Source organism: Pseudomonas fuscovaginae SE-1 (genome assembly GCF_000364705.1).
GTDB classification, from domain to species: Bacteria; Pseudomonadota; Gammaproteobacteria; order Pseudomonadales; family Pseudomonadaceae; genus Aquipseudomonas; species Aquipseudomonas fuscovaginae_A.
Window position 1 is genome coordinate 1 of record NZ_AQOH01000144.1, and the last position, 19,971, is coordinate 19,971.

At 63.0% G+C, this 19,971-nt stretch carries 15 protein-coding genes; all 15 read left to right on the forward strand.

The features are described from left to right. Nucleotides 1-157: 157 nt before the first annotated feature. Nucleotides 158-937, forward strand: coding sequence for a peroxide stress protein YaaA (gene yaaA / locus K675_RS0114380; RefSeq protein ID WP_017904206.1), 780 nt, complete (start codon nucleotides 158-160; stop codon nucleotides 935-937). Between the two features lie 1,146 nt (nucleotides 938-2,083). Further along, nucleotides 2,084-3,400, forward strand: coding sequence for a nucleotide sugar dehydrogenase (locus K675_RS0114385; protein WP_017904207.1), 1,317 nt, complete (start codon nucleotides 2,084-2,086; stop codon nucleotides 3,398-3,400). A 165-nt stretch (nucleotides 3,401-3,565) separates the two neighbouring features. Then, complete coding sequence (gene alg8, locus K675_RS0114390) at nucleotides 3,566-5,047, forward strand: mannuronan synthase (protein ID WP_017904208.1); 1,482 nt, start codon at nucleotides 3,566-3,568, stop codon at nucleotides 5,045-5,047. Nucleotides 5,048-5,084: 37 nt separating this feature from the next. Then, nucleotides 5,085-6,263, forward strand: coding sequence for an alginate biosynthesis protein Alg44 (locus K675_RS0114395; protein WP_017904209.1), 1,179 nt, complete (start codon nucleotides 5,085-5,087; stop codon nucleotides 6,261-6,263). 9 nt (nucleotides 6,264-6,272) lie between these two features. Beyond that, the gene (algK, locus tag K675_RS0114400) at nucleotides 6,273-7,676 is read left to right on the forward strand and encodes an alginate biosynthesis TPR repeat lipoprotein AlgK (RefSeq protein WP_026145194.1); all 1,404 of its coding nucleotides are present in this window, start codon (nucleotides 6,273-6,275) and stop codon (nucleotides 7,674-7,676) included. Then, nucleotides 7,673-9,157 (forward strand): alginate export family protein, encoded by a 1,485-nt coding sequence (locus K675_RS0114405; protein WP_017904211.1) that lies wholly within the window; start codon nucleotides 7,673-7,675, stop codon nucleotides 9,155-9,157. Before algK ends, K675_RS0114405 begins: the two co-directional genes overlap by 4 nt. A 26-nt stretch (nucleotides 9,158-9,183) precedes the next feature. After that, a complete protein-coding gene (gene algG, locus K675_RS0114410) occupies nucleotides 9,184-10,770 on the forward strand; it encodes a mannuronan 5-epimerase AlgG (RefSeq protein ID WP_157383940.1) in 1,587 nt (528 codons plus the stop codon). Nucleotides 10,771-10,781: 11 nt separating this feature from the next. Then, a complete protein-coding gene (locus K675_RS0114415) occupies nucleotides 10,782-12,215 on the forward strand; it encodes an alginate O-acetyltransferase (protein WP_017904213.1) in 1,434 nt (477 codons plus the stop codon). 11 nt (nucleotides 12,216-12,226) lie between these two features. Continuing rightward, nucleotides 12,227-13,336, forward strand: a complete 1,110-nt coding sequence (locus tag K675_RS0114420; RefSeq protein WP_017904214.1) for a mannuronate-specific alginate lyase — start codon at nucleotides 12,227-12,229, stop codon at nucleotides 13,334-13,336. Nucleotides 13,337-13,583: 247 nt separating this feature from the next. Further along, nucleotides 13,584-15,140: an MBOAT family O-acyltransferase gene (locus tag K675_RS0114425; protein WP_017904215.1), complete on the forward strand. Its 1,557-nt coding sequence runs from the start codon at nucleotides 13,584-13,586 to the stop codon at nucleotides 15,138-15,140. Between the two features lie 11 nt (nucleotides 15,141-15,151). Further along, nucleotides 15,152-16,330 (forward strand): alginate O-acetyltransferase, encoded by a 1,179-nt coding sequence (locus K675_RS0114430; protein ID WP_017904216.1) that lies wholly within the window; start codon nucleotides 15,152-15,154, stop codon nucleotides 16,328-16,330. Between the two features lie 16 nt (nucleotides 16,331-16,346). Further along, the gene (locus K675_RS0114435) at nucleotides 16,347-17,012 is read left to right on the forward strand and encodes an alginate O-acetyltransferase AlgF (RefSeq protein WP_017904217.1); all 666 of its coding nucleotides are present in this window, start codon (nucleotides 16,347-16,349) and stop codon (nucleotides 17,010-17,012) included. 239 nt (nucleotides 17,013-17,251) lie between these two features. Continuing rightward, nucleotides 17,252-18,703 (forward strand): mannose-1-phosphate guanylyltransferase/mannose-6-phosphate isomerase, encoded by a 1,452-nt coding sequence (locus K675_RS0114440; protein WP_017904218.1) that lies wholly within the window; start codon nucleotides 17,252-17,254, stop codon nucleotides 18,701-18,703. A 294-nt stretch (nucleotides 18,704-18,997) separates the two neighbouring features. Further along, complete coding sequence (locus K675_RS0114445) at nucleotides 18,998-19,462, forward strand: hypothetical protein (protein WP_017904219.1); 465 nt, start codon at nucleotides 18,998-19,000, stop codon at nucleotides 19,460-19,462. 105 nt (nucleotides 19,463-19,567) lie between these two features. Continuing rightward, the gene (locus K675_RS0114450; RefSeq protein ID WP_017904220.1) at nucleotides 19,568-19,969 is read left to right on the forward strand and encodes a thioredoxin domain-containing protein; all 402 of its coding nucleotides are present in this window, start codon (nucleotides 19,568-19,570) and stop codon (nucleotides 19,967-19,969) included. The last annotated feature ends 2 nt before the right edge of the window (nucleotides 19,970-19,971 follow it).

The following is a 19,971-nucleotide window of genomic DNA, read 5'->3' on the forward strand; positions in this document are numbered from 1 at the left end:
CTGTAGGAGACGGCGGTGCGGCGACCCGGCCTGCCCGCGAAGAGGCCCGCAAAATCACCAAGCCCCAGGGCCAACCGCCCGGCAGCTATCAGCATCATAGGTGGAGCCAAACCGCCCAACCCCCTAGAATCCCCCGACGATTACAGGAGAAGACTTCATGCTGATGGTGATTTCCCCCGCCAAGACCCTCGATTTCGAAACACCACCGGTGACGAAACGCTACACCCAGCCGCAATACCTCGACCATTCCCAGGAGCTGATCGAACAATTGCGCCTGCTGAGCCCGGCTCAGATCAGCGAGCTGATGCACGTCTCCGACAAGATCGGCGGCCTCAACGCCGCGCGCTTCGGCAGCTGGACCCCGGCCTTCACCCCGGACAACGCCAAGCAGGCCCTGCTGGCCTTCAAGGGCGACGTCTACACCGGCCTCAACGCCGAGGACTTCAACGACGCCGACTTCGACTTCGCCCAGACCCACCTGCGCATGCTCTCCGGTCTCTATGGCCTGCTGCGCCCCCTGGACCTGATGCAACCGTACCGCCTGGAAATGGGCACCAAGTTCGCCAACGGCCGCGGCAAGGACCTCTATGCCTTCTGGGGCACGCGCATCAGCGAATGGCTCAATGAAGCCCTGGCCGCACAGGGTGACGACGTGTTGCTGAACCTGGCCTCGAACGAGTATTTCTCGGCAGTCAAACGCTCGGTGCTCAACGCCCGCATCATCAATACCGAGTTCCGCGATCAGAAGAACGGCCAGTACAAGATCATCAGCTTCTACGCGAAAAAGGCTCGCGGCATGATGGCCCGTTTCGTGACTCGAGAACGCATCAAGAACCCGGAACAATTGAAGACATTCGACGAACAAGGCTACCGTTTCAGCGCAGAGCTCTCCAAGCCGGACAACTTGGTGTTCCTCCGCGATCACGCGCCGGAATAACCGCTCCGAGGCACAGCCCCCTTCCCGTGGGAGCCAACTGTCTTCAGCTTATTGCCGATAGGTGGCGAGACAGGCTTGCAGTGCGGCGGTGTTCACCTGGCTGGCTTGCGCCGCGGTTGCGCGGAGCGGGCTTGCCAGCGAAGGCGGTCCTGAGTGCGCCAGAAGCTTCGTGGGCAAGCCCCTCCGACAAGGCAGGATTTATCCACGAACAGCGGGCGCCGGCTCACTGGGACTGAACACCTGGAGCGCTCTACGGCGGCAAGTCAAAGGCCATTGAGTCTCACAGACGGCTCTACCCATGAGGGAAACGATTGCCGGCCCATGGCAATTTTTCTGTTACCCTGCCCCGACCTGGTGCACTCCACGCAACGTGTCGAACCCACGATTTCCTCTCATTCCCTTCGTGCACCACCCGAAAAATCCATTTTTTTGACGCCAAAAAAATGGCCGTAACAACCATGAAAATTCTTTCACTCGACTTTTTTCACTTTTTTTCGTAGTGGCACGAAAAAATTTTTCCCATGATGGCATATAACCATCGCCGCATTTTTCACCCCCGTAATCAAAGGGCGAAACGAGAAGTGCTATCAATTTGAAAGCAGTGCCATCCCGGACAATATTTCAAGAATTTTCAGAAAACAGGATGAGCGGATCGGAACTTATGTTCCCCAGCATTGCTCATACCACCCGTGACGATTCTCAACGATTTTGTAAGAGAAGACTTACAGCCAGGCTGGACAACTTGTTTAAGTTTGAACTCAACACTTACAAGTCACCCCAACTCAATCAATGGACAGGAGATACGCACCATTAATATCCCCTACGAAGGCCAGGACGGCCAATCAGACAACGAACCTGTCGAACACCTGCAGGCGAATGCCCCGGAACGCTCTATTACGGGCATTAGCAGACTGCAGGCCAACTGACAGGGACCGTCCTGACGACGGCCGGCCATATCAAGGGGCACGCCCCCTCATAACAAGGCCAAGTTGCGCACAATTTGAGTGCAATTATTTAGCCACTCGACATTTATATGCCTGTACTCGGTAGGATGCTCTTCGCCGACTGAACTTCCGAGTGCACTGCGAATACTGGCCACATTAACTTCCGCCACTTGATGGCGTAATTAAGATAGAGGTAGATGCAATGCGCATTAGCATATTCGGTTTGGGTTACGTCGGTGCAGTCTGTGCCGGTTGCCTGTCTGCACGAGGCCATGATGTCGTTGGCGTTGATATCTCCAAGGACAAGATCGACCTGATCAACAACGGCAAGTCGCCGATTGTCGAGCCGGGTCTGGAGCCGCTGCTGGCCCAGGGTATTGCCAGTGGCCGACTGCGCGGCACCACCGACTTCGCCGAGGCGATTCGGGCCACTGACCTGTCGATGCTGTGCGTCGGTACGCCAAGCAAGAAGAACGGCGACCTGGAGCTGAACTACATCGAGTCGGTGTGCCGTGAAATCGGCTTCGTCCTGCGCGACAAGACAACCCGCCACACCATCGTCGTGCGCAGCACCGTGCTGCCGGGCACCGTGAAGAACGTGGTGATCCCGATCCTCGAGGACTGCTCGGGCAAGAAAGCCGGTGTCGATTTCGGCGTGGCCGTCAACCCTGAGTTCCTGCGCGAAAGCACCGCGATCAAGGACTACGACTACCCACCGATGACCGTCATCGGCGAATTCGACAGCGCTTCCGGTGATGTCCTGCAGGCGCTCTACGAAGAACTCGACGCGCCGATCATCCGCAAGGACATCGAAGTGGCCGAGATGATCAAGTACACCTGCAACGTCTGGCACGCCACCAAGGTGACCTTCGCCAACGAGATCGGCAACATCGCCAAGGCCGTCGGCGTCGACGGCCGCGAAGTGATGGACGTCGTCTGCCAGGACAAGACCCTCAACCTGTCCCAGTACTACATGCGCCCCGGCTTCGCCTTCGGCGGTTCCTGCCTGCCCAAGGACGTGCGCGCCCTGACCTACCGCGCCAGCTCCCTCGACGTCGAGTCGCCACTGCTCAACTCGCTGATGCGCAGCAACGAGACCCAAGTTCAGAACGCCTTCGACATCGTTGCCAGCCATGAAAAACGCAAGGTCGCCCTGCTCGGCCTGAGCTTCAAGGCCGGCACCGACGACCTGCGCGAAAGCCCGCTGGTGGAACTGGCGGAAATGCTGATCGGCAAGGGCTTCGACCTGCGGATCTATGACAAGAACGTCGAGTACGCCCGTGTCCACGGCGCGAACAAGGACTACATCGAGTCAAAGATCCCTCACGTGTCGTCCCTGCTCAACGCCGACTTCGACGAGGTCGTGGACAACAGCGACGTGATCATCCTCGGCAACCGCGACGAGAAGTTCCGCGCCCTCGCCGAGAAGGCACCGCACGGCAAGCAGGTGATCGACCTGGTCGGCTTCATGTCCCGACCGACGAGCGCCAGCACTCACGCCGAAGGGATCTGCTGGTAAGCCCGCGACAACCGCCACGCGGTTGATCGCCAGGCCGGCCCCACGGGTCACTCCCCTCCCTGTGGGAGCCGGCTTGCTGACGACGGCGTCCGACAGGGCGCCTCGCTCCCAGGATTGCTAAACGACCCACTCGGGCCCGGCCCGAGACACAGATGGATGCAGATTATGCACAGGCTGAAACATGGCCTCCTCCAGGCCGCCGGTTGGCTGTTCTACCTGACGTTGCTGATGGGCCTGGCCTCACTGCTGCCCACCTCGACCTTCGACGCCGAATCCAAGGATTTCATCTTCCTGATCGGTGCCGTGGGCATCTGGCGCTACTCCATGGGCGCCACCCATTTCGTACGCGGGATGATCTTTCTCTACATCGTCTACCCGCACCTGCGGCGCAAACTGCGCAAGCTGGGCAAGGCCACGGACCCGTCCCACGTGTTCCTGATGGTCACCAGTTTTCGCATCGACGCCCATACCACCGCCCAGGTCTATCAATCGGTGATCCGCGAAGCCATCGACTGCGGCTTCCCCACCACCGTGGTCTGCTCGCTGGTGGAAATGTCCGATGAACTGCTGGTCAAGAGCCTCTGGGCACGGATGAATCCACCGGAGCGGGTCACCCTCGACTTCGTCCGTATCGCCGGCACCGGCAAGCGCGATGGCCTGGCCTTCGGTTTCCGGGCGATCTCCCGCCATCTGCCGGACGACCGTGCGGTGGTCGCGGTGATCGACGGTGACACCGTACTCAGTGAAGGCGTGGTGCGCCGCACCGTGCCCTGGTTCCAGCTGTTCGACAACGTCGGCGGCCTGACCACCAACGAATTCTGCGAAGTGCGCGGCGGCTACGTCATGAGCGAATGGCACAAGCTGCGCTTCGCCCAGCGCCACATCAACATGTGCTCCATGGCCCTGTCCAAGCGCGTACTGACCATGACCGGACGCATGTCGGTATTCCGCGCCAGCGTGGTCACCGACCCGGGCTTCATCGCCGATGTCGAGAGCGACTCGCTGCAACACTGGCGCCTGGGCCGCTTCCGCTTCCTTACCGGCGACGACAAGTCCAGCTGGTACAGCCTGATGCGCCTGGGCTACGACACCTTCTACGTGCCCGACGCGGCGATCCACACCGTGGAGCACCCACCGGAGAAGAGTTTCATCAAGTCCAGCCGCAAGCTGATGTACCGCTGGTACGGCAACAACCTGCGCCAGAACTCCCGCGCCCTGGGCCTGGGTATCCGCCGCCTCGGCGTGTTCACCAGCGTGGTGCTGTTCGACCAGCGCGTGTCGATGTGGACCTCGCTGCTGGGCCTGACCGTGGCGCTGATCGCCAGCTTCAAGTACGGCATCGAATTCATTCTCGCCTACCTGCTGTGGATCGGCATCACCCGCCTGATCCTGACGATCCTGCTGGCCTGCTCGGGCCACAGCATCGGCCCGGCGTACCCGGCGATCCTCTATTACAACCAGATCGTCGGCGCGCTGATGAAGATCTACGTGTTCTTCCGCCTCGACCGCCAATCCTGGACCCGTCAGGACACCAAACTGAGCCGCGACCTCGCCAGCTTTCAAGGTTGGTTCAACACCTGGTCGTCCCGGACCATGACCTTCTCCGCCGGCAGCATTTTCATCGCCGTGCTGATGACGATGGTCTGACCCGACTCGCCTGAATTAGCCAATGGAGCTTTAACTCATGAACTCTAAAGTCAACGCCAATGTCGTCCACGAATCCGAAGCCCAGCGCCAGCATGCCCGGGTGAAGATCCCGGCCAAACTGCGCTTCTTCAGCCGCGAGGGCAAGCCCCTGGAAGTGCGCGTGCACGACCTGTCCGCCGGCGGCCTGAGCTTCAACCTGCCGCCACAACAGCAACAGGAACTGACCCTCGGCGAGGTGCACAAGGGCCGCCTGATGTTCGTCATCGACAACCTCGGCCTGGGCATGGACGTCGAGTTGCAGATCCGTGCCCACGACCGCCAGCACGGCCGGGTCGGCTGCCAGTTCCAGAACCTGGAACCACAGGATATCGCCACCCTGCGCCACCTCATCACCTCGCACCTGGCCGGCGACATCGTCAGCATGGGTGACGTGCTCGCCACCCTGCAACGCGACAATTTCACCAAGGCCCGACGCAAGAAGGACGACGGCACGGGCCTGAGCCCACTCGGCCGGCTGCGTGCGGTGACCTTCAGCGCCGGCGTGTTCATCGTCGGCCTGGCGGCATTCGGCTTCGTGCTCAAGTCGATCTACGGCATGTACTTCGTCAGCCACGCCCAGGCCGGCCTGGTCAGCGTGCCGGGGGTGAACGTCACCATGCCGCGTGACGGCACCGTGCAGAGCCTGCTCAAGGACGACGGTATCGCCGCCAAGGGCGCGCCGCTGGCGAGCTTCAGCACCAGCATGCTCGACGTGCTCAAGGGCCACCTGGACGAAGACCAGCTGCAACCGGCCAAGGTCGAGGAACTGTTCGGCAAGCAGATGACCGGCACCCTGACCTCGCCCTGCGATTGCGTGGTCGCCCAGCAACTGGTCGCCAACGGCCAGTACGCCAGCAAGGGCGACGTGATCTTCCAGTTGGTGCCACGCAACAGCGTTGCCAACGTCGAGGCACGGTTCTCCTATCGCCAGTTCGGCGAGGTACGTCCCGGTACCCGTGTGAACTTCCAGGTCGCCGGCGAAGAACAGACCCGCCAAGGCAAGATCGTCAGCAGCACCAGCCTGAAAAGCGACGATCTGTCCTCCGACATCCGTGTGCTGATCAAGCCGGATGAAAGCCTCGACAGCAGCCTTGCCGGCCGTCCGGTAGAGGTGAGCAGCGACCGCGGCCCGAGCCTGAACTGGCTGATCGACAAAGCCATGGCCGCCGGACTGTAAGCGGAGGACATGCCTGTGACGACCTTCAGACCCCTGCCCCTGACACTGGCCATGGCGATCGGCCTGGCCGGTTGCTCCGGTCTGCCCGACCAGCGCCTGGCCAACGAAGCGCTCAAGCGCGGCGACACCGCCCTGGCCGAGCAGAACTACCGCCAACTGGCGGACCTGGGCTACAGCGACGCACAGGTCGGCCTGGCCGATATCCAGGTGGAAAGCCGCGACCCGGCGCAGATCCGGCAGGCCGAGGCGACCTATCGCGCCGCCGCCGACACCTCGCCCCGTGCCCAGGCACGCCTGGGCCGCCTGCTGGTGGCCAAGCCCGGCGCGACCGAAACCGAGCACCACGAGGCCGAGACCCTGCTGAAAAAGGCCTTCGCCAACGGAGAAGGCAACACGCTGATCCCCTTGGCGATGCTCTACCTGCAATTCCCGCAGAGCTTCCCCGAGGTCAACGCCCAGCGGCAGATCGACCAGTGGCGTAGCGCCGGTTACCCGGAAGCGGGGCTGGCCCAGGTACTGCTGTACCGCACCCAGGGCACCTACGACCAGCACCTCGACGAAGTGGAGAAGATCTGCAAGGCCGCGCTCAACAGCACCGACATCTGCTACGTCGAGCTCGCCACCGTGTACCAGAAACGCGCCCAGCCGGAACAGCAGGCCGAACTGCTCAAGCAACTGCAGGCGGCCTATGGCCGCGGCACGGTCGGTGCCCAGCGGGTCGACGCCGTCGCCCGCGTGCTGGCCGATTCGAGCCTGGGCCAACCGGATACGAAAACCGCCCAGGAACTGCTCGAGAAAATCGCCCCCGGCTACCCGGCGTCCTGGGTCAGCCTGGCGCAACTGCTCTACGACTATCCCGACCTGGGCGACGTCAAGCAGATGATGGAATACCTGGACAACGGCCGTGCCGCCGACCAGCCACGGGCCGAACTGCTGCTGGGCAAGCTCTACTACGAAGGCAAGTGGGTGCCGGCCGATGCCAAACAGGCCGAGGCACACTTTCAGAAAGCGGTTGGCCGCGAAGTCGCCGCCGACTACTACCTGGGGCAGATCTACCGCCGCGGCTACCTCGGCCAGGTCTATCCGCAGAAGGCCCTCGACCACCTGCTCAAGGCCGCCCGCAACGGCCAGAACAGCGCCGACTTCGCTATCGCGCAACTGTTTTCCCAGGGTCGCGGGACCAAACCCGACCCGCTCAACGCCTATGTCTTCGGCCAACTGGCGAAAACCCAGGACACGCCGCAAGCCAATGAGCTGGCCCAGCAACTCGACGAACAACTGCCGCCTGCCCAGCGCGCCGACGCCCAGCGCCTGTTGCAGCAGGAGCAGCGCCTGCGCGGCACCCTGAGCCGCAACGCGCTGGACCTGCAACAAGTCCTGCAGGAAGGCGACAGCGAGGAAAAGACCCTATGACTTTCAATCCTTTCGTGAAGGCCGGCATCGGCCTGAGCTTTGCCCTGGCCTGGTCCACGCCGACCCTGGCCGCCCTCACCGAAACCCAGAACTTCGGCCTGGAAGCGAAGATCACCGCACAATCGGAAGATGATCGCGACCTCGGCACCCTCAAGGGTGGCGACGCCAACGGCATCGGCCTGGACCTGCGCCCCTGGGTCTTCGGCGAGAGCGGCAACTGGAGCGCCTACGCCATGGGCCAGGCGGTGACCTCCACCGACATCATCGAGACCGATACCCTGCAACAGGCCAATGGCGACCAGGAGAGTTCGAGCAACGACGCCCGCAAGCCGGACAAGAGCTACCTGGCCCTGCGTGAATTCTGGGTCGGCTACAAGGGCTTCACGCCCTACCCCGGCGAAATCCTCAAGTTCGGTCGCCAGCGCCTGCGCAACGACGACGGGCAGTGGCGCGATACCAACATCGAAGCACTGAACTGGACCTTCGACACCACCCTGCTGCGCGCCAACCTGGGTACCGCCGAGCGCTTCAGCGAATACCGCACCGACCTCACCGAGCTGGCGCCCAAGGACAAGGACCGCCTGCATGTCTACGGCGACGTCGCCTACCAGTGGACCCCTGGGCAGTGGATCGGCCTGCGCGCCCACCACACCCACGACGACGGCAAGCTCGACTACCCGACGCCGGGTATCGCCAGCGATCCGCTGGACAAGAAGGAAAACGGCAACCTGACCTGGCTCGGCCTGGAAGCCAACAGCGATGCCTACAACTTCCGCAACACCAACACCGTCAACTACTGGGCCAGCCTGACCGGCATGAGCGGTCACCGCGACACCGTCAATCCGCTCAACGCCGACGGCACCCGCCCGACCGAAGCCAAGCGTGGCGACAGCGTCAACGGCTGGGCCACCGACCTCGGCGTCCGCCTGCGCCTGGACCCGAACTGGCAGGTCGGTGCCGCCTATGCCCGCGCCAGCGGCGACTACGAGCAGAACGGCCTGGAAAGCAACCGGTCGAACTTCACCGGCACCCGCTCACGCATGCACCGTTTCGGCGAAGCCTTCCGTGGCGAGTTGAACAACCTGCAGACCGCCACCCTGTTCGGCTCCTGGCAACTGCGCGAGGACTACGACGCCAGCCTGGTCTACCACAAGTTCTGGCGCGTCGACGGCAACAAGGACGTCGGCAGCAACGGCATCAACGCCGCGCAGAACACCTATGACGACACCACCGGCGCCCTGCTCTCCAGCACCTCGCTGCCGTTGCAGGACGGCAAGAAGGACATGGGCCAGGAGATGGATCTGGTGGTCACCAAATACTTCAAGCAGGGCCTGCTGCCGGCAGCCCTGAGCCAGTCGATCGACGAGCCCTCGGCGCTGGTGCGCTTTCGCGGCGGCGTGTTCAAGCCGGGCAGCGCCTATGGCCACGACGTCGATTCTTATATGCACCGTGCATTCATCGACGTGATCTGGCGCTTCTGATGCCGGCCGCCAAGGGAGTTTCCAAGATGAATCAGATCGCCATGCAAGGTTCGCTCAGCGCTCTCGCCGCCGCCCTGCTGCTGGCCGGCAGCACGGCGCTGGCCAACGTCGACAAGCCGGCCTCCAACGGCCAGGCGCCGATCATTGCCAAGGAACTGCAACAGGCCAAGACCTACACCGTCAGCACCGCGCCGAGCGAACCGCTGCACCTGGAAAAGCCCAAGCTCCCGGACCTGGGCGGCTACACCGCCGAAGCCGTCGCGGCGAAGATCGTGCGCAGCCAGCCAGGCAAGATCAGCGTGCGCCGGATGATGCAGGAGGACGCCCTCAAGGACTTCATCGGCGGTGACAACAAGATGGCCGAATGGGTGGTGCGCCAGCACGGCATCCCCCAGGCGATCTTCATCGACGACGGCTACCTGAACCTCAAGGACCTGGTGAAGAAGCTGCCGGCCAAGTACATCAGCGAAACCTCGCCGGGGGTGTTCCTGGCCCGGATTCCGATCGTGGTCGGGCGCAAGGGCATCCTCGAAATCGACGGCCAGACCCAGGAGCTGCGGCTGTCCCAGGAAGGTGGTGCGTTCCTGGTCAACGACGGACAACTGTTCGTGCGTGATACCAAGATCACCGGCTGGCGCGAGGCCGACAACGGCCCGGCGACCTTCCGCTCACCGAAGGAGTTCCGTCCGTTCCTGCTGGCCTGGGGTGGCACCGAGACCTACATCGTCAACAGCAAGATGGCCAGCTTCGGCTACTCCAACAGCAAGTCCTACGGCGTGAGTATTTCCCAGTACACGCCGAACATGGCCAAGGTGCTCAAGCGTCCCGAACCGACCGGCTGGATCATCGGCTCGGAGTTCAGCGACATGTGGTACGGCTTCTACTGCTACGAAACCCGTGACTTCGTGCTCAAGGGCAATACCTACCGCGACAACGTCGTCTACGGCATCGACCCCCACGACCGCTCGCACCGGCTGATCATCGCCGACAACACCGTGTACGGCACGAAGAAGAAGCACGGCATCATCATTTCCCGGGAAGTGAACGACAGCTTCATCTTCAACAACCGCAGCTACGACAACCACCTCTCGGGGCTGGTGATCGACCGCAACAGCGTCAACAACCTGATCGCCTACAACGAGATCTACAAGAACCACACCGACGGCATCACCCTCTACGAGAGCGCCGACAACCTGATCTACGCCAACCGGCTGATCGGCAACAAGCGCCACGGCATCCGCATCCGCAACAGCGTCAACGTGCGCCTGTACGAGAACCTGTCGATGGCCAACGGCCTGACCGGCATCTACGGCCACATCAAGGACCTGAGCGACACCGACCGCGACATCAAGCTCGACCCATTCGACGCCGAGGTCTCGCTGATCGTGGTCGGCGGCGAACTGGCCGGCAACGGCAGCGGCCCGCTGTCCATCGACTCGCCGCTGAGCCTGGAGCTGTACCGGGTGTCGATGCTCGCCCCGGCCAAGAGCAGCGGCATCAGCTTCAGCGGCGTACTGGGCGATCGCCAGGATGAAATTCTCGACCTGCTGGTGCGCCAGCAGAAAGCCGTGCTGATCGACCCTGTCGAACGCCAGACCGAATTGCGCGATTGAGGACGACCTTAATGAACCCACACCTGATGAAACTCTTCGGCCTCTGCGCCATCACCACCGCGATACTCGCCATCAGCGGCAATCTGCGGGCCGAGGAAGCGCAGGCACCGAAATTCACCGCCGAGCCGTGCTGCAGCCTCTGCCCGGCCGCTCACGATGCGAAGAACTACGTGACCCGCTACCAGCAGAACTTCACCACCCTGGTCCAGGCCCAGGGCGACTGGCTGTTCCGTACCCAGGAAGATCTGCGCACCGAGTTCGATACCACCCCGCAAGGCTACAAGCGCCTGCAGCAGCTGCACGATGCGTTCAAGAGCAAGGGCGTCGAACTGGTGCTGGTCTACCAGCCGACCCGTGGCCTGGTGAACCGCAACAAGCTGTTCCCCGCCGAACGCGACAAATTCGACTACCAGAAGGCCCTGCACAACTACCAGGCGATGCTCGGCCGCTTCGCGAAGATGGGTTATCACGTGCCCGATCTGTCACCGTTGACCAACGAGCAGCAGGCCCACGATTTCTACTTCCGCGGTGACCAGCACTGGACCCCTTACGGAGCCGAGCGTACCGCGAAGATCGTCGCCGAGACGGTGAAAAAGATCCCCGGCTTCGCCGATATTCCCCATCGTGAATTCGAGACCCACGTCTCCGGGCGCATGGGCAAGACCGGTACCCTGCACAACATGGCCGGCCAGCTGTGCGGCACCAGCTACGCGATTCAGTACATGGAACAGTTCGCCACCGAGCCCAAGGGCGAGGCGGCGGACGGCGACCTGTTCGGTGACTCCGGCAACCCTCAGATCACCCTCGTCGGCACCAGCCACAGCGGCAAGAACTACAACTTCGCCGGTTTCCTGCAGCAGTACATCGGCGCCGACATCCTCAACGTCGCCTTCCCCGGTGGTGGCCTGGAAGGCTCGATGCTGCAGTACCTGGGCAGCGACGAGTTCCAGAAGACCCCGCCGAAGATCCTCATCTGGGAGTTCTCGCCGCTCTACCGCCTGGACCAGGAAACCATCTACCGGCAGATGATGTCCCTGCTCGACAACGGCTGCGAAGGCAAGACCGCCGACATGACCGCCAGCACCACCGTCAAGCCGGGCAAGAACGAACTGCTGGTCAACAGCAGCAACCGCGACCTGCGCAACAGCGGCCACCAGGTCGACATCCGTTTCGCCGACACCTCGGTGAAAACCCTGCAAGCCACCCTCTGGTACATGAACGGTCGCCACGAGGACATCAAGATCGAGAAACCGGAAACATCGGACACGGACGGACGTTTCGCCTTCGAATTGCGCACCGACGAGGACTGGGCCAACCAGAACCTGCTGGCCGTGGAAGTCCAGGGCCCGGAACCGGGCACGGCGCCACAGAAGGTCGAGGCGAAGATCTGCAAACGCAACGTATTCCCCAGCGCCGAGCCCCACCGGGCCCAGGCCGGGTTATGAGGTGCCTGAAGATGACTATCCGCACACTGCTCGTTCCTTCACTGCTGGGCCTGGCGATCGTCGCCGGGTCCACCCAGGCCGCGGCGCCCCTGCGCCCGCCACAGGGTTATTTCGCCGCCGTCGACAAGGTCAAGAGCAGCGACAGCCACGACGGCTGTGACGCCATGCCCCAGCCCTACACCGGCCAACTGCAGTTCCGCAGCAAGTACGAGGGCTCGGACAAGGCGCGGGCGACTCTCAACGTGCAATCGGAAAAGGCCTTCCACGACAGCACCGCCGACATCACCAGCATGGAGCGCGGCACCAGCAAGCAGGTGATGCAGTTCATGCGTGACGGTCGCCCGCAGGAACTGAGCTGCACGCTGAGCTGGCTGACCGCCTGGGCCCAGGCCGATGCGCTGATGTCCAAGGACTTCAACCATACCGGCAAGTCCATGCGCAAATGGGCACTGGGCAGCATGGCTTCGTCCTATATCCGCCTGAAGTTCTCCGACTCCCGTCCGCTGGCGACCCACCAGAAGGAAGCGCAGGAGATCGAGGCCTGGTTCGGCAAGCTGGCCGACCAGGTGGTCAGCGACTGGGACAACCTGCCACTGGAAAAGACCAACAACCACTCGTACTGGGCCGCCTGGGCGGTGATGGCGACGGCGATCGCCACCGACCGCCGCGACCTGTTCGACTGGTCGGTGAAGGAATACAAAATCGCCGCCAACCAGGTCGACCCGCAGGGTTTCCTGCCCAACGAACTCAAGCGCCAGCAACGCGCCCTGGCCTACCACAACTATGCGCTGCCACCGCTGGCGATGATCGCCAGCTTCGCCCAGGCCAACGGCGTCGACCTGCGCCAGGAAAACAACGGCGCGCTCAAGCGCCTGGGTGAACGGGTGTTGGCCGGGGTCAAGGACCCCGAACAGTTCGAGGCCCGTAACGGCAAGGAGCAGGACATGACGGACCTGAAGGTCGACAGCAAATTCGCCTGGCTGGAGCCGTACTGCACGCTCTACACCTGCCCGGACGATGTGCTGCAACGCAAGCACGGGATGCAACCGTTCAAGGCCTTCCGCCTCGGCGGTGACCTGACCAAGGTCTACGACCCGACGCACGAGAAGGGTAACCACTAACGAACTTGCAGGGTGAAAGAGCTTTTTTGTGGCGAGCGGGCTTGCCCGCGCTGGGCTGCAAGGCAGCCCCAGAACCGGCAAGCCCAGTCTGCCTGAAAAAGCGCGGACTCAGGTTTTGGGACTGCTGCGCAGTCCAGCGGGGGCAAGCCCCCTCACCACAAGAAACTGATGTACACCCCCCCATTTTTTGCGGGGGGTTTGGGGGGGCCTTGGCCCCGCACTGTTGATCAGACAAGGAGAGATCGGGATGGTCTTCTCATCCAATGTGTTCCTGTTCCTGTTCCTGCCGATCTTTCTCGGCTTGTACTACCTGAGCGGGCAACGCTATCGCAACCTGCTGTTGCTGGTCGCCAGCTACGTGTTCTACGCCTGGTGGCGGGTCGACTTCCTGGCGCTGTTCGCCGGCGTGACCCTGTGGAACTACTGGATCGGCCTGAAAGTCGGTGCCGCCGGTGTGCGCAGCAAGCCGGCCCAACGCTGGCTGCTGCTGGGCGTGGCCGTCGACCTGTGCATCCTCGGCTACTTCAAGTACGCCAACTTCGGCGTCGACAGCCTCAACGCGATCATGACCTCGTTCGGTCTGGAGCCGTTCATCCTCACCCACGTGCTGCTGCCGATCGGGATTTCGTTCTACATCTTCGAGTCCATCAGCTACATCATCGACGTCTACCGCGGCGACACCCCGGCGACCCGCAACCTGATCGACTTCGCGGCGTTCGTGGCGATCTTCCCGCACCTGATCGCCGGCCCCGTGCTGCGTTTCCGTGACCTGGCCGACCAGTTCAACCACCGCACCCACACCCTCGACAAGTTCTCCGAGGGCGCCACGCGGTTCATGCAGGGTTTCATCAAGAAGGTGTTCATAGCCGACACCCTGGCGGTGGTCGCCGACCATTGCTTCGCCCTGCAGCACCCGACCACCGGCGATGCCTGGCTCGGCGCGCTGGCCTACACCGCGCAGTTGTACTTCGACTTCTCCGGCTACAGCGACATGGCCATCGGCCTGGGCCTGATGATGGGCTTCCGCTTCATGGAAAACTTCAAACAGCCCTACATCAGCCAGTCGATCACCGAGTTCTGGCGGCGCTGGCACATCAGCCTGTCGACCTGGCTGCGCGACTACCTGTACATCACCCTCGGCGGTAACCGCCGCGGCACCCTGATCACCTACCGCAACCTGTTCCTGACCATGCTGCTCGGCGGCCTGTGGCACGGGGCGAACATCACCTACATCGTCTGGGGCGCGTGGCACGGCATGTGGCTGGCGATCGAGAAGGCCCTGGGCATCAACACCACGCCGCGCAGCCTGAATCCGATCCGCTGGGCCCTGACCTTCCTGCTGGTGATCATGGGCTGGGTGATCTTCCGGGCCGAGAACCTGCACGTGGCCGGCCGCATGTACGGCGCGATGTTCAGCTTCGGCGACTGGTCGCTGTCGGAACTCAACCGCGCCAGCCTCACCGGCCTGCAAGTGGCGACCCTGGTGGTGGCCTACGCGACCCTGGCGTTCTTCGGCCTGCGCGACCTGTACCGCGACCCGCCCGCCAACAAGGCGAAAGCCAAGCCGGCCGATGGCCCGGCCACTGCGCAACCCGGCCTGATCAAGGCGGCACCCGGCGAAGCGGCCGGCAGCATCCACGAACCCGGCTACACCGTGGGCGTCGAAGCCCAGGTGCAACCGGCCTACTGGGTTGCCGACTGGCCGCGCTACCTGATGCGCGCCCTGGTGCTGCTGCTGTTCATCGCCTCGATTCTCAAACTCTCGGCGCAGAGCTTCTCGCCGTTCCTCTACTTCCAGTTCTGAGGGAGCCGACCATGACCCGCTCATTACGCATCCTCTATATCGCGCTGTTCCTCGCCCTGCTGCTGGTGCTGGGCGTGTGGTCCCTGCGCAGCCTCATCGGTTTCAGCACCAACCCCGACGCCACGTTCCTCAACGGGCGCTGGGCCAAAGCCATCGAAACCCGCTACGACGACGAGTTCCCGATCAAGCGCCTGGGTACCAACCTCTGGGCCGCGCTGGACTTCAAGCTGTTCAACGAAGGCCGCCCCGGCGTGGTGCTGGGCCGTGACCAGTGGCTCTACAGCGACGAGGAATTCAAGCCGAGCGTCGACCAGCAGCAGAACCTGCAGGGCAACTACGCGCTGGTCGAAGGCGTACGCCAGACCCTCAAGGCCAAGGGCGTGAACCTGGTGCTGGCGATCGTCCCGGCCAAGGTCCGGCTGTATCCGGAACACCTCGGCGACGAGCGCCCGGCCAGCATCCATGCCGACCTGTACCGCGACTTCCACGCCCGCGCCGCCGCCGATCAGATCCTCGCCCCCGACCTGCTCGGCCCCCTGCAACAGGCCAAGCAGCATGGCCAGCAGGTCTTCCTGCGCACCGACACCCACTGGACCCCGGACGGTGCCCAGGTCGCCGCGACCCAACTGGCCAAGGCGATTGCCCAGGCCATGCCACTCAGTGGCCAGCCGCAGCGCTTTGTCACCGAGACCGAGAAGACCGAAACGCACAAGGGCGACCTGCGCCTGTTCCTGCCACTGGACCCTCTGTTCGAAAACCTGATGCCTGCGAAGGAGCCCCTGGAGAAACGCGTCACCCGTGCGGTCGAAACCCCGGCGGCCGGCGACGATGCCCTGTTCGCCGACAACGAGGTACCGGTGGCGCTGATCGGCACCAGCTACAGCGCCAACCCGAACTGGAACTTCGTCGGCGCCCTGAAGCAGGCCCTGCACAGCGACGTGGTCAATTACGCCGAAGACGGCCATGGCCCGATCCTGCCGATGCTCGCCTACCTCAAAAGCGATGCCTTCAAGAACAACCCGCCACAGGTGCTGATCTGGGAATTCCCGGAACGCTACCTGCCGGTCAACAACGAAATCGGCGATGCCGACCCACAGTGGGTCGCGCAATTGAAAGCCGCGGGTATCCGCCAACAGAACCTGGTTCTGAACACAACCCGATCCGAGTCGCCTGAACAGGCGCAAAACTGAAAAAGAGGTATGCACCATGACTTTTACTACGACTGGTAACACCCAAGGCCGTACCCTCAAGACCCTGGCCATGGCCGCAGGTCTCAGTCTGCTCTCGCTGCAGGTCTGGGCTGCCGGCGACGCCGCCCTGTACGGCCCGACCGCACCGAAAGGCTCGAGCTTCGTGCGCCTGTACAACGCCAGCAACCAGGAAGTCAGCGCCACCGTCGGTGCCACCGCGCTCAACGACGTCGCGCCACTGGCCAGCAGCGACTTCAGCTTCATGCCCGGCGGCGACTACAGCGCCAAGGTCGGCAGCCAGAGCCTGCCGGTGAAACTCGCTCCCGATCACTATTACACCCTGGTCAACAACGCCAGCGGCCAGCCGCAACTGATCGAGGAACCACCGTTCAAGAACAAGCAGAAGTCCCTGGTGCGCGTACAGAACCTCAGTGACAAGGCGCTGACCCTCAAGACCGCCGACGGCAAGACCGACGTGGTTCAGTCGGTGGCCGCCAAGGGCCGTGGCGAGCGCGAGATCAACCCGGTGAAAGTCAGCTTCGCCCTGTACGACGGCAACCAGAAGGTCACTGACCTCAAGCCGGTCGCCCTGGAGCGCGGTGAAGCGGCGGTGCTCTACGTCACCGGCAGCGGCAGCAGCCTGTCGCCGGTCTGGGTCAAGCGCCCGGTGTCGACCCGCTGATGAATTCGCCGGACGAACGCGACCTGAGCGTGCGGGCTCGACATCTGCCCCTGCCGGAGCAGGCGGTGCGGCGACCCGACTTGCCCGCGAAGCTTCTGGCGACCTGGAGTACGCCTTCGCAGGCAAGCCTTGCTCCTGCGGGCAGGTGCTGCCCCGCCCACGCGCATCGTCCGGCACTGGACAACAACAAGACAGCACACAGTAGCTCTGAACCCAATATCGTTTAAAGGAGTAACAGCATGATCCCGGTAATCCTCTCTGGTGGTAGCGGCTCCCGTCTCTGGCCACTGTCGCGCAAGCAGTTTCCCAAGCAGTTCCTCGCCCTGACCGGCGAGCAGACCCTGTTCCAGCAGACCATCGAACGCCTGGTGTTCGAAGGCATGGACACCCCGATCGTGGTCTGCAACAAGGACCACCGCTTCATCGTCAGCGAACAGTTGCAGGAGCGCAAACTCGAAGCCCAACGCATCCTGATGGAACCTTTCGGCCGCAACACCGCCCCCGCCGTGGCCCTGACCGCCATGCTGCTGGTCAACGAGGGCCGTGACGAGCTGATGCTGGTGCTGCCCGCCGACCATGTGCTGGAAGACCAGAAAGGCCTGCAACGCGCCCTGGCCCTGGCCACCGTGGCCGCCGAGCGCGGCGAGATGGTGCTGTTCGGTGTGCCGGCGACCAAGCCGGAAACCGGCTATGGCTATATCAAGTCGAGCAACGATGCGCTGCTGCCGGAAGGCGTCAGCCGGGTCTCGCAGTTCGTCGAGAAGCCGGATGAAAAACGCGCCAACGAATTCGTCGAGGCCGGCGGCTACTACTGGAACAGCGGCATGTTCCTGTTCCGCGCCAGCCGCTTCCTCGAAGAGCTGAAAAAACACGATCCGGACATCTACGACACCTGCCTGCTGACCCTCGAGCGCAGCCAGCAGGACGCCGACAGCGTGACCCTCGACGAGGCCACCTTCGCCCAGTGCCCTGACAACTCCATTGACTACGCGGTGATGGAAAAGACCCAGCGTGCCTGCGTGGTCCCGCTCAGCGCTGGCTGGAGCGACGTCGGTTGCTGGTCGTCGCTGTGGGACGTGCATGAAAAGGACGAGAACGGCAACGTCAGCAAGGGCGACGTGGTGATCCAGGACAGTCGCAACTGCATGATCCACGGCAACGGCAAGCTGGTGTCGGTGATCGGCCTGGAAAACATCGTCGTGGTCGAGACCAAGGACGCGATGATGATCGCCCACAAGGACAAGGTCCAGGGCGTCAAACAGATGGTCAACACCCTCAACGAACAGGGCCGCAACGAGACCCTGAACCACTGCGAAGTCTACCGGCCATGGGGTTCCTATGACTCGGTGGACATGGGCGGACGCTTCCAGGTCAAGCACATCACGGTGAAACCGGGGGCGTGCCTGTCGCTGCAGATGCACCACCACCGCGCCGAACACTGGATCGTGGTCAGCGGCACCGCCGAAGTGACCTGCGACGAGAACGTGTTCCTGCTCTGCGAGAACCAGTCCACCTACATCCCGATCGCCTCGGTGCACCGCCTGCGCAACCCGGGCAAGATCCCGCTGGAGATCATCGAAGTGCAGTCGGGCAGCTACCTGGGCGAAGACGATATCGAGCGTTTCGAAGATATCTACGGCCGTTCGACCCCGGTCGAACGTGGCGTTTCGGTGAAAACCATCGCCCAGTGACGCACCGCGTTCCACCACCTCCGTCCTGTCCGTCGCGTCCCCTATCCGCGGCGGGCAGGGCCGGGGGTGTCCCTCCTGCCCTGTCCCCCCTGTGGGAGCCAACTGTCTTTACTCCCCTGCCGGCGAGCGGAAGAACAGACTTCCAGGAAACGACAGACACCGCAGAACCGTGGGAGCCGCCCGGCCGACTCCCACAGGGATCGCGGCGACACCTGATACAGGCGCTCCCCAGGATGGACCCGAGCCACCTACACTGTCAGGATGAGGCTTCCCGCATTTTCGAGGCACCCCTTCATGTTCATCGGCGTCCTGCTGATCGTCACCTGGCTGATCCTGCTGCTGCGCTACCCGGCCAAGGCCCTGCCGGTGTCCATGGCCGCCCTGGCCGGACTCGGCATGGTGGCCGCCTGGGTGGCCTGGACCGATAGCCGCGAAGCCCGGCAACTGGCGCGCCTGGAGATGCGCATCAGCTATGCCCCCGAGCATTGCCCGGCCGACCGACCGCTGCAACTGAAAATGAAAAACGACAACAACGTGCCTCTGCTCGAACTGCGCTGGCGCATCGCCGCCTATGCCCCGGGCGATACCGTCAACCTCGCTGAAAACAGCTACACCGCCCCCCGCTATCGCGGTCCGGGCGAATTGCAGGCCGCCGGCGTCTGGGAGGATTGCCTGCCGATGCCCCCTCTGCGTCCCGGTTATCGCCCACAGACCCTGGAGTTTCGTGCCGAGCGCCTGCAGGGCAGTTTCTCCGGCTGAACCGATAATATCACTTAGCCACCTGTTATTTCTGACAGGTTACAATCCTCTGATTTTGGCGTTGAATAACTCCCTTGGCGGCACCCCATCCGGCAGGGAGTGAGAATGAAGAGCGACACCACAGTCACCGAAATAAAGACCCGGCGCGCGTTCCGCAGCGAGCTGGGCAGCCTGGAAGTGCCGCTGATCCGCCCCAGGCCTTCGGTGGTACTGGTCTACGGTCGTGGCTGCCCGCCATGCGAACAGCTCAAGCCGCAGATCGCCGCCCTGGCCGCTGGCCCCTACCGGGGCAAGGTGGCGTTTTTCCAGCTCAGTTTCCCGATCTTCAAGCTGCTGCAACCCGATATCGAGATCCAGTTCGTCCCCACCCTGTTCTTTCTCGATGGGCATGGAGGCCAGACCCGCATGCATGGCACCAACCGGGAAAAGATCAAGCAGGGGCTCGACTCGCTCCTTTTTGTCACGGACAAGGTATTCTCGGAGGCCTTCGACTCTCAGGCCTCATGAGG